Source organism: Stenotrophomonas sp. GD03777 (genome assembly GCF_029842485.1).
GTDB lineage: Bacteria > Pseudomonadota > Gammaproteobacteria > Xanthomonadales > Xanthomonadaceae > Stenotrophomonas > Stenotrophomonas sepilia.
This window is the reverse complement of record NZ_JAOCGL010000120.1, coordinates 1-10565: the sequence shown is the minus strand read 5'-3', so window position 1 is coordinate 10565 and position 10565 is coordinate 1. Positions and strand designations below refer to the sequence as shown.

General features: G+C 68.3%; 9 protein-coding genes and 1 pseudogene. 5 read left to right on the top strand and 5 right to left on the bottom strand.

Annotated features, from left to right (window positions below; genetic code table 11):
• Positions 1–95 precede the first annotated feature (95 nt).
• A complete protein-coding gene (gene xerD / locus N5E02_RS18305; protein ID WP_005415216.1) occupies positions 96–1073 on the bottom strand; it encodes a site-specific tyrosine recombinase XerD in 978 nt (325 codons plus the stop codon).
• Positions 1074–1129: 56 nt separating this feature from the next.
• On the opposite strand from xerD, the gene N5E02_RS18300 reads away from it, so the two are divergent.
• Entirely contained in the window at positions 1130–1621 is a 492-nt protein-coding gene (locus N5E02_RS18300; RefSeq protein ID WP_065179146.1) for an RDD family protein, read from the top strand.
• Between the two features lie 90 nt (positions 1622–1711).
• On the opposite strand, the gene lptG is transcribed toward N5E02_RS18300, so the two are convergent.
• Together lptG and lptF are read right to left on the bottom strand one after the other, a co-directional pair.
• A complete protein-coding gene (gene lptG / locus N5E02_RS18295; protein WP_049414332.1) occupies positions 1712–2818 on the bottom strand; it encodes an LPS export ABC transporter permease LptG in 1107 nt (368 codons plus the stop codon).
• Positions 2815–3897, bottom strand: a complete 1083-nt coding sequence (gene lptF / locus N5E02_RS18290; RefSeq protein ID WP_069139463.1) for an LPS export ABC transporter permease LptF — start codon at positions 3895–3897, stop codon at positions 2815–2817. Before lptF ends, lptG begins: the two co-directional genes overlap by 4 nt.
• 104 nt (positions 3898–4001) lie before the next feature.
• Here lptF and N5E02_RS18285 point away from each other — a divergent pair, with 104 nt between their 5' ends.
• From N5E02_RS18285 to N5E02_RS18270, 4 genes are all read left to right on the top strand, one after another.
• A complete protein-coding gene (locus N5E02_RS18285) occupies positions 4002–5480 on the top strand; it encodes a leucyl aminopeptidase (RefSeq protein ID WP_065179143.1) in 1479 nt (492 codons plus the stop codon).
• An 82-nt stretch (positions 5481–5562) separates the two neighbouring features.
• Positions 5563–5988 (top strand): DNA polymerase III subunit chi, encoded by a 426-nt coding sequence (locus tag N5E02_RS18280; RefSeq protein ID WP_005415211.1) that lies wholly within the window; start codon positions 5563–5565, stop codon positions 5986–5988.
• Positions 5989–6060: 72 nt separating this feature from the next.
• Positions 6061–8889 carry a valine--tRNA ligase gene (locus N5E02_RS18275; RefSeq protein ID WP_065196232.1) on the top strand — a complete coding sequence of 943 codons (2829 nt, stop codon included), beginning with the start codon at positions 6061–6063 and terminating at the stop codon, positions 8887–8889.
• 133 nt (positions 8890–9022) lie between these two features.
• A complete protein-coding gene (locus tag N5E02_RS18270) occupies positions 9023–9844 on the top strand; it encodes an EamA family transporter (RefSeq protein ID WP_111126810.1) in 822 nt (273 codons plus the stop codon).
• Positions 9845–9889: 45 nt separating this feature from the next.
• On the opposite strand, the gene rimI is transcribed toward N5E02_RS18270, so the two are convergent.
• A complete protein-coding gene (gene rimI, locus N5E02_RS18265; protein ID WP_005415208.1) occupies positions 9890–10387 on the bottom strand; it encodes a ribosomal protein S18-alanine N-acetyltransferase in 498 nt (165 codons plus the stop codon).
• A pseudogene (locus N5E02_RS18260) lies at positions 10384–10565 on the bottom strand (hypothetical protein); the annotation flags it as partial. The gene rimI and the pseudogene N5E02_RS18260, both read right to left, overlap by 4 nt.

Here is a 10565-nt window from a genome sequence, read left to right as displayed (position 1 = left end):
GGTCCGCGACAGAAGAAGACCCCGGATTCTGACACAGCCGCCGGTACCGGGCAGCGACGCCCGGCAGCGCCCCGGGCAGCGATTCAGCCCGGCACTCAGCCACGCGGATGGTGGCGGGCGTGCAGCTTCTGCAGGTGCTCGCGCGCTACCAGGGTGTAGATCTGGGTGGTCGACAATGAACTGTGGCCGAGCAGCATCTGCAGCGCGCGCAGGTCGGCACCGCGGTTGAGCAGATGGGTGGCGAAGCTGTGCCGCAGCCCATGCGGGCTGATCCGCGCCGGGTCGATGCCGGCCACCTGTGCGTGGCGCTTGACCAGATGCCAGAACGCCTGCCGGGTCAGCGCATGCAGCGTCGGTTCAATGAACAACGGGGCCTGCCCATCCGCCAGGGCATGCACCTTGCCCTTGCCGACCAGCTGCGGGCGCGACTGCTGCAGGTAACGCTCCAGCCAGTGCTGGGATTCCTCTCCCAGCGGCACCAGCCGTTCCTTGCTGCCCTTGCCGGTGACCCGCAGCACGCCCTGGCGCAGGTTGACCGCCGTCGCGGGCAGCAGCACCAGTTCACTCACGCGCAGGCCCGCGGCATACATCAGTTCCAGCATGGCGCGATCGCGCAGGCCCAATGGGCTGTCGACGTCCGGGGCCGCCAGCAGCGCATCGATCTGGCTCTCGGCCAGCGCCTTGGGCAGCAGCCGTGGTAACTTCGGCGGGTCCAGCAGCGCGCTGGGATCCTCGCTGCGTTCGCCGCGGCGCACGCCATCGGCGAAGAACGCCCGCAACGCCGACAGCAGGCGCGCGTTGCTGCGCGGTGACCAGCCATGCCGGGTGCGCCAGGCCAGATAATCGAACAGCCCAGGACGCTCGATGCCGGCCAGGCCACCGTCGCGCCCATCCATCCAGCGCGCCAGCCCTTCCAGGTCACGCCGGTAACTGTCGAGGGTGGCACGGGCCAGGCCGTTCTCGGCCCAGATCGCATCGAGGAAGCGCTGGATGCGCACGCCGTCGTCGGCGCGAAGCTCGGGCAGTTGCTGGACCAGCTGGCGGCGTTCTGCGGGGGTGGAGACAAGGGCCATGCGTGCAGGATACGAGGGCCACTGCGGGCACGGCCAGCTTTGCGTATGCTCGGCGCATGTCCCGCCCTGCCACCGACACGGCCCCTGCGGCCGCTACCGAAATGCCCCGCCCACGTGCCTTGTTGGCCTGGCGCGTGCTGGCGATGGTCTACGACGCACTGCCGGTGCTGGCGCTGTGGATGCTGGCCGGCACGCTGTTCACCCTCGCCTACACCTTCAGCGGCCACGCGCAACGCGAGAACATCGCGCCGTTCAGTGCCTGGCAGTGGCTGCTTTGGGCGGTGTGCTGGGCGATCACGGGCTGGTACGCGACGGCCAGCTGGCGCCGCGGTGGACAGACCCTGGGCATGCGCCCGTGGCGGCTGACAGTGCGATCAATCGATGGCACGCCGTTGCGGCGCGGCCAGTTGTGGCTGCGCTTTGCGGTGGGCACGCTGTCCCTGCTGCTGGGCGGACTGGGATTCTGGTGGGCGTGGGTCGACCGCCAACGCCTGACCTGGCACGACCGCGCCAGCGGTACCCGCCTGGTGCGGATGCCGAAACGGTAAGGCGCTGTCTGTAGCGCCGAGCCCGTGCTCGGCTGCTTTCCGCACTGTACGTGACAGCCGAGCACAGGCTCGGCTCTACAACAATCAGAATCAGCCCGACTTGCGCCGGAACAGAAGTCCGGATACCGCCAGCATCACGATCGGCGGCAACGCGTAGGCAATGCGGTAATCGAACTTCAGCGCGCCGGCCATGCGGCCGAAGAACAGCTGCAGCAGCCAGAAGCCCAATGCGAACAGGATGCCCAGGAACAAGCGCTTGCCCATGCCGCCGCTGCGCAGCGATCCGAACGCGAACGGCACCGCCGCCAGGCACAGGGCCAGCACGTTCACCGGATAGAACCAGCGGCTCCAGTACACATCCTCGAAATCGCGCGCGTCCAGCCCGTTGCGTTCGCGGTAGGCAATGCTGGTGCTCAGCTCGGACACGCTGAGGTTGCGCGGCTTGGCGATACCGGTCGCCAGCGCGGCCGGGTCCAACTTCGAGTTCCAGGGCTCACGTGCCACTTCCTGACGGGTTGCCGAGCGCTCGCCAAAGGTGTCGCGGCGCACGCCGGTCAACACCCAGCCGTCCTTGTCGTGCTCGGCGGTGGCGGCATGGGTCAACGAGGCGATCTTGCCGTCTTCGGCGACCCGGTACAGGCGCACATCACGCAGGATCAGCCGCGTGCCCTTGTCGCCCACCAGCTGCTCCTCGCCGCTCTGCGCATTGAGGAAGGTGTCGCCTTCGCGTGCCCACAGCCCCGAGTAACGGGTAGTGGCAATATCCCGCCCCCATTTGGCGCTGGATTTCAGCGCATCGGCACGGTCCTGGCCCCAGGGGCCCAGCGTCTCGGCGCTGAGCACCATCACCGCGGTCAGCAGCGACAGCGCAATCGCCACCGACACGCTCAGGCGCTTGCGCGACAGGCCCAGTGCACGCAGTGCGGTCAGCTCCGAGGTCGCGGCCAGCTGGCCCAGGCCCATCAGTGCGCCGATCACCGCGGCCGTCGGGAACATCGTGTAGGCGCGGCGCGGCACGGTGTACAGCACCCACGCGGCGGCATGGCCCAGGGTGTAGCCGTTCTTGCCGATGTCCTTGAACTCGCCGGAGAAGGCCATCACCACGTCCAGGCCCACCAGCACCGCCCAGGTCAGCAGCACGGTGGTGAACACCGACCGGCCCAGGTACAGGTCGAAACGCATCGGGCGCAGCCTCATGCGCGGGCTCCCTTCGGGCGGGCCAGGCGGCCATCACGTACATACATCCAGATCGCCAGCGCCAGCAGCGGCAGGGTCAACCACCACAGGCCGAGCGCGGGCGGAATCTTGCCGTTGGCAATCCAGCCGCTGCCGATGAACATCAGGTTGGTGCCCACCATGTAGGCCAGCAGGGCCAGCATCATGCGGCCGTAGCGCTGCTGGCGCGGCGAGCTGCGGCCCAGCGGCACGGTCAGCAGGGCGAACGCCAGCGCGATCAGCGGCGGTGCCAGCCGGCGATGCAGCTGCGCCTGCGCCTGCGGCCGTGCATCACCGACCAACTGCAGGGTCGGCATCAGTTCCGGGTCGTCCTCGGTGCGGGTCTGTGCGCCATCGGGCAGGGCCACGTCGTTGCGGGCGAAGGTCGCCAGCCGGTAATCCAGCCCAGCGGCCACCGGGCCTTCCACCTGGTGGCCATCATCCAGCTCCAGGAAACGCTGGCGGGTGCCCTCGAAGTACATGCGGCCACTGTTGGCCGACACCACTTCCAGGCGATCGTCCTTCTGCCGCTGCATGAACACCTTGCCCAGCTCGGTGCCGTCAGGCGAGATCGAGGACAGGTAGACCACGCCGCCATTGGGCAGCGGCGTGAACCGGCCCGGCTCCAGGCCGGCCATCAGCACGCTGCGGTTGGCCTCGATGATCATCTGCTCGGCCACCCGGCCTGCCCACGGGCCCAGCCACAGCGAGCAGGCGCCGACCAGCAGCACCACCGGCACCACCAGCATCAGCAGCGGCCGCAGCAGTCGCTTGGGGCCGACACCAATGGCGGTGATGACCGCCATTTCCGAGTCGCGGTACAGCCGCGCCACGGCCAGCAGCAGGCCCAGCATCAGTGCCAGCGGCAGGATCAGCGGCAGGTAGGCGATGAACTGCAGGCCCAGCTGGGAGAACAGCAGCTTGGCTGGCAGGCGTCCGTCGGCGATGTTGCCGAGGATGTCCACCAGCACGCCGCCCACGCTGACCACCAGCAGGACGATCAGGGTAGCCAGGAAACTCTGGACGAAATCGCCCAGCAGGTATCGGTCGAGCTTCAGCATGGGGCGGTGGTTTAAACTCTGGGGTTCGTTCGCGGTGCCGCCCAGTCTACTGTCTGGGCGTAAACGGCCTGCGATTGTACGGACTCGCCAATGGAATCTGCTCAATGGCCCTCGAATTCACCCTGAACCACGTTGCTCCGGCCGCTGCCACCGTTGATTGCCTGGTGGTCGGCGCGTATGCCGACCATACCCTGACCCCGGCCGCGCAGGCCCTGGATGCCGCCAGCGGTGGCCGCCTGGCGGCGCTGGCCGAGCGTGGCGACCTGTCCGGCAAGACCGGCGCAACCACCCTGCTGCACGACCTGCCGGGCGTGACCGCCCCGCGCGTGCTGGTGGTCGGCCTCGGTGAAGCCGCCCGTTTCGGCGTGCCGCAGTACCTGAAGGCCGTGGGCGACGCCGTGCGCGCGCTGAAGGCCGGTGCTGCCCGCAGCGCACTGTTCACCCTGTCCGAAGTGGCGGTGAAGGACCGCGACGCGGCCTGGGCGATCCGTCAGGCGGTGATCGCCGCCGATCACGCCGCCTACCGCTATACCGCCACCCTGGGCAAGAAGAAGGCCGACGACGCCGGTCTGACCCAGCTGGCCATCGCCGGTGACGACGCGCAGGCGCTGGCCCAGGGCCAGGCCATTGCCGCCGGCGTCGAGTTCGCCCGTGAGCTGGGCAACCTGCCGCCGAACTACTGCACCCCGGCCTATCTGGCCGACGTGGGCGTGAAGTTCGCCGGCGAGCACGAGGGTGCCGAAGCCGAGATCCTCGACGAGCACCAGATGGAAGCGCTGGGCATGGGCTCACTGCTGGCCGTGGCCCGTGGCTCGGCCAACCGCCCGCGCCTGGTCGTGCTGAAGTGGACCGGTGCAGGCGACGCCAAGCCCTATGTGCTGGTCGGCAAGGGCATCACCTTCGATACCGGTGGCGTCAACCTGAAGACCCAGGGCGGCATCGAGGAAATGAAGTACGACATGTGCGGTGGCGCCAACGTCATCGGCACCTTCGTCGCTGCGGTCAAGGCCAAGCTGCCGCTGAACCTCGTCGTGGTGGTCCCGGCGGTGGAGAACGCCATCGATGGCAATGCCTACCGTCCGTCCGACGTGATCACCTCGATGTCGGGCAAGACCATCGAAGTCGGCAACACCGACGCCGAAGGCCGCCTGATCCTGTGCGACGCGCTGACCTACGCACAGCGCTTCGAGCCGGCCGCGCTGGTCGACGTCGCCACCCTGACCGGTGCCTGCATGGTCGCCCTCGGCCACCAGACCGCCGGCCTGATGAGCAAGCACGACGACCTGGCCAATGAACTGCTGGCCGCCGGCGAGCATGTGTTCGACCGCGCCTGGCGCCTGCCGCTGTGGGACGAGTACCAGCCGATGCTGGATTCGACCTTCGCCGACGTCTACAACATCGGCGGCCGCTGGGCCGGCGCGATCACCGCCGGCTGCTTCCTGTCGCGCTTCACCGAAGGCCAGCGCTGGGCCCATCTGGACATCGCCGGCGTGGCCAGCGATGAAGGCAAGCGTGGCATGGCCACCGGCCGCCCGGTCGGCCTGCTGAGCCAGTGGCTGCTGGACCAGGCCGCCCGCGCCTGATGCCGTACCCGCCCCTGGCCGGCAGACGCCGGCCGGGGCCTCGCCCGGCACTGCCGGGCCCCTGCCTGACCCGGACCCTGCCATGCCCCGCGCCGACTTCTACCTGATCGCCAAGCCCCGCTTCCTGACCGAGCCGCTGCGCCTGGTCTGTGAGCTGGCGCGCAAGGCCAACGACGCCGGGTTGTTCACCCTGGTGCTGGCCCGTGACCAGGCCCAGGCCGAGGAGCTGGACGAGCTGCTGTGGGCCTTCGACAACGACGCCTACATCCCGCACCAGATCGCCGGCGAAGACATGGACGAGGAAGAGGCCCTGGTACTGATCGCGGTACCCGGCACCGAGGCACCGGCGCGTCCGCTGGTGATCAACCTGCGCGACGAGCCCTGGCTGGGCCAGTGCGAGCGCGTGCTGGAAGTGGTGCCGGCCGATCCGGAAGCGCGCGAACCGCTGCGCGAGCGCTGGCGCCAGTACAAGGCCGCCGGTTACGACCTGAACAAGCACGACATGTGAGCGCGCCCCGGCCCCCTTGATGGGCCGCCGCCGCGCCCTGATCCTTCAACGATTACCTCCTGGTTCCCCCGCATGACCCAACTCGCCTCCAGCTACGACCCGAAGTCCTTCGAGACCGACCTCTACGAGGCCTGGGAGAAGGCCGGCCACTTCAAGCCGTCCGGCACGGGCGAGCCGTATACCATCCTGCTGCCGCCGCCGAACGTGACCGGCACCCTGCACATGGGCCACGCCTTCCAGCAGACCCTGATGGACGCGCTGGTGCGCTACCACCGCATGCGCGGCTACGACACGCTGTGGCAGGTCGGTACCGACCACGCCGGCATCGCCACCGAAATGGTGGTCAGCCGCAACCTGGCGCTGGAAGGCAAGGGCGAGACCCGCGATTCGCTGGGCCGCGAGGGCTTCATCGGCAAGGTCTGGGAGTGGAAGCAGCAGTCCGGCGACACCATCGAACGCCAGATGCGTCGCCTTGGCACCTCCGCCGACTGGTCGCGCAGCACCTTCACCATGGACCCGCAGCCGTCGGCGGCAGTCAATGAAGCCTTCGTGCGCTGGTACGAGCAGGGCCTGATCTACCGCGGCCAGCGCCTGGTGAACTGGGACCCGGTGCTGAAGACCGCCATTTCCGACCTGGAAGTGGAGAGCGCCGAGGAAGACGGCTTCCTGTGGTCGATCGCCTACACGCTGGACGAAGGCCTGAGCTACGAGCACGTCGAGCGCGATGCCGACGGCGTGGAAACGCTGCGCGAAACCCGCGACTATCTGGTCGTCGCCACCACCCGCCCGGAAACGCTGCTGGGCGATACCGCGGTGATGGTGCATCCGGAGGACGAGCGCTATGCGCACCTGATCGGCAAGAGCGTGGTGCTGCCGCTGACTGGCCGCCGCGTGCCGGTGATCGCCGACGACTACGTGGACCGCGCGTTCGGCACCGGCGTGGTCAAGGTCACCCCGGCGCATGATTTCAACGACTACGAAGTGGGCGTGCGCCACAGCCTGCCGATGATCAACCTGTTCACCCCGGTGGCGGCGCTGAACGAAAACGCGCCGGAACGCTTCCAGGGCCTGGACCGCTATGAAGCGCGCAAGGCCGTGCTGGCCGAACTGGAAGACCTGGGCATCCTGGTCGAGACCAAGGCGCACAAGCTGCAGGTGCCGCGCGGCGACCGTACCGGCCAGGTGATCGAGCCGTACCTGACCGACCAGTGGTTCGTGAAGATGGACGACCTGGCCAAGCGTGGCCTGGAACTGGTCGAGGACGGAAGCATTTCCTTCGTGCCGCCGAACTGGATCAACACCTACCGCCACTGGATGAACAACATCCAGGACTGGTGCATCAGCCGCCAGCTGTGGTGGGGCCACCGTATCCCGGCGTGGTTCGATGCCGCCACCGGCAACTGCTACGTCGGTCGCAGCGAAGAGGACGTGCGCGCGAAGCACAACCTGGGCAGCGACGTGGTGCTGAACCAGGAAAGCGACGTGCTGGAGACCTGGTTCTCCTCGCAGCTGTGGCCGTTCTCCACCCTGGGCTGGCCGAACGAGCAGGCCATGGCCGAGCGTGGTTTCGACCGCTACCTGCCGTCGTCGGTGCTGATCACCGGCTTCGACATCATCTTCTTCTGGGTGGCGCGCATGATCATGGCCACCGACAACCTGGTCGGGAAGATCCCGTTCAAGGATGTCTACTTCACCGGCCTGATCCGCGACGGCCAGGGCCAGAAGATGTCCAAGAGCAAGGGCAACGTGCTCGACCCGCTGGACATCATCGACGGCATCACCATCGACGATCTGGTTGCCAAGCGCACCGGCGGCCTGATGCAGCCGAAGATGGTCGAGAAGATCGAGAAGGCCACCCGCAAGGAATTCCCGGACGGCATCGCCGCCCACGGTGCCGATGCGTTGCGCTTCACCATCGCCGCGCTGGCCACCCATGGCCGCGACATCAAGTTCGACATGAACCGCGCCGAGGGCTACAAGAACTTCTGCAACAAGCTGTGGAACGCCAGCCGCTTCGCCCTGATGAACACCGAAGGCGCTGCGTTCACCGGCGTGCCCAAGCCGCGCACCGATGCCGAGCGCTGGATCCTCGCGCGCCTGGCCGCCACCACCGCCGAAGCTCAGGGCCATTTCGCCGCGTATCGCTTCGACCTGCTGGCGCAGTGCCTGTACGAGTTCGCCTGGAACGCGTTCTGCGACTGGTTCCTGGAGCTGAGCAAGCCGGCCTTGAACGGTGCCGACGCGGCTGATGCCGAAAGCACCCGCCACACCCTGCTGTACGTGCTGGAAGCACTGCTGCGCCTGCTGCACCCGCTCACGCCGTTCATCACCGAACAGCTGTGGCAGCAGCTGGCCCCGCGCCTGGGCCTGGCCGAAACCACGCTGTCGCTGCGCCCGTACCCAACCGCCGCCGAATTCGCCGGTGATTTCGCCCAGGCCGAGGCCGACGTGGAATGGCTGAAGGCGGTGATCAGTGCCGTGCGCCGCGTGCGCAGTGAGCTGAACGTCGCACCGTCCAAGCTGGTGCCGCTGCGCCTGCAGGCCGGCCTGGCACAGGACCGCGTGCGTATCGAACGCTTCAGCGCTTCGCTGTCGTTCCTGCTGAAGCTGGACAGCATCCAGTGGCTGGCCGAAGGCGAAAGCGCACCGCCGGCGGCCGCCGCGATCGTGGGCGAGCTGAAGCTGCTGGTGCCGCTGGAAGGCCTGGTCGATCTCGATGCCGAGCGCGTGCGCCTGGACAAGGAAATCGCTCGCGTCGAAGCCGAAAAGGAGAAGAGCGAGACCAAGCTGGCCAAGTTCACCGACAAGGTGCCGCCGGCCGTGGTCGAGCAGGAACGCGTGCGCCTGGCCGACTGGAACACCCAGCTGGCCGGCCTGCGCGAACAGCGCGCGAAGCTGTAACGCCGCGCTCTGGTGCGTGCCAACCAAGGTTGGCGCCTACCAGGCCGGGAGAGGTTGGCACCCACCCAAGCGGAATCGGAAACGCCGGGCGATGCCCGGCGTTTCCATTTCCGCCGCATGGCATCATCGCCGGATGCCTCTTTCGATCTTCCTGCTGGTTCTCGCCGCTGCGGCACTGCATGCCAGCTGGAATGCGATCGTCAAGCGCGGGCCGGACAAGTTCCTCGGCACCGTGCTGGTCACCGGCAGCGCCGCGCTGCTGTCGGCCGCCGCCCTGCCCTTCCTGCCTTTTCCCGCCGCGCACAGCTGGCCCTGGCTGGGCGCATCGGTGCTGTTGCAGGTGATCTATTACGGGCTGGTCGCACGCTGTTACCAGCAGGTCGACATGAGCCTGGCCTACCCGCTGATGCGTGGCAGCGCGCCGATCCTGGTCGCACTGGCGGGCACCCTGCTCGGTGAACCATTGCCCGCCGCAGCGTGGCTGGGTGTGGTGCTGGTGAGCACCGGCATCCTGTGCATGGCAGTGGGTGCGCGTGGCGGCCAACTGCGCCTGCCGCTGCTGACCGCAGCGATGATCGCCACCTACACGCTGGTCGATGCGCAGGGTGCGCGCCAGTCCGGCAGCGCGCTCAGCTACACGCTGTGGTTGTTCCTGCTGTCGGGCGTTCCGCTGCCGCTGTGGGCGTTGTACACGCGCGGCGGCGCGGTACTGGACTATGCGCGGCAGCATTGGCCGCTGGGACTGGCCGGTGGCGTCGGCACCACCGCCTCCTATGCGATGGCGTTGTGGGCCATGACCCAGGCGCCGGTGGCGATGATCTCGGCGCTGCGCGAATCCTCGATCCTGTTCGCGCTGCTGATCTCGGTGTTCCTGCTGCGCGAACGGATACCACGCGCGCGCTGGCTGGCAGCGTCGCTCATCGTCGGTGGCGTGCTGGCGTTGCGCCTGGCGTGATGGGCGCGTTGGTAGTGCCGGCCGCTGGCCGGCAACCCGTCTGCGTTAAAGCGGCGGCATCACCTGCAGGTCGCCGTCGACCAGCTCGATCGCCATCACCACCGCGTCCTCGCGGCCCTGTGCGGCCGGATAGTAACGCGGGCGGCGGCCGATCTCGTTGAAGCCTTCGCTGTGGTACAGCGCCAGCGCCGGCGTGTTGGACGGACGCACCTCCAGGAAGACGCGCTGGGCACCACGGTCGGCGGCCAGTTGCACCATCGCGCGCAGCAGCTGGCGGCCCAGCCCGCGCGACTGTGCCAGCGGGTCGATGCAGATGTTGAGCACGTGCGCTTCATCCGCGGCGATGCTGAGCACGCCATAGCCGACCAGCAGGCCATCGCGCTCCATCGCCAGGCCGGGATAGCCGGCGCGCAGGCAGTCGATGAAAATGCCGCGGGTCCAGGGAAAAGGATAGCCCCGCAGCTCGATCGCCATCACGGCATTGAGGTCGCTCTCGCGCAGCGCACGCAGGCTGACCGGGCCGGGCCGGGTCACCGCGCTCACCGCGCACCCCGCTTGCGCAGGGCACGCAGCTGCGGCCACAGCGCACGCTTGGCGGCCGGGTCACGGCGCAGCTGGTCCAGCGGCCAGCTGTCCATCAGCACCTGCGTCGCCGGGTCGTTCGGGTTGCAGCCGGACGCGCGCAGCAGCGCGATCTGCAGGCGATCGGGCAGGCGTACCA

Excerpts from the sequence above, each read along its gene's own strand:
- xerD (WP_005415216.1), bottom strand. The coding sequence starts at position 1,073 with ATGGCCCTTGTCTCCACCCCCGCAGAACGCCGCCAGCTGGTCCAGCAA.
- N5E02_RS18300 (WP_065179146.1), top strand. The coding sequence starts at position 1,130 with ATGTCCCGCCCTGCCACCGACACGGCCCCTGCGGCCGCTACCGAAATG.
- lptG (WP_049414332.1), bottom strand. The coding sequence starts at position 2,818 with ATGAGGCTGCGCCCGATGCGTTTCGACCTGTACCTGGGCCGGTCGGTG.
- lptF (WP_069139463.1), bottom strand. The coding sequence starts at position 3,897 with ATGCTGAAGCTCGACCGATACCTGCTGGGCGATTTCGTCCAGAGTTTC.
- N5E02_RS18285 (WP_065179143.1), top strand. The coding sequence starts at position 4,002 with ATGGCCCTCGAATTCACCCTGAACCACGTTGCTCCGGCCGCTGCCACC.
- N5E02_RS18280 (WP_005415211.1), top strand. The coding sequence starts at position 5,563 with ATGCCCCGCGCCGACTTCTACCTGATCGCCAAGCCCCGCTTCCTGACC.
- N5E02_RS18275 (WP_065196232.1), top strand. The coding sequence starts at position 6,061 with ATGACCCAACTCGCCTCCAGCTACGACCCGAAGTCCTTCGAGACCGAC.
- N5E02_RS18270 (WP_111126810.1), top strand. The coding sequence starts at position 9,023 with ATGCCTCTTTCGATCTTCCTGCTGGTTCTCGCCGCTGCGGCACTGCAT.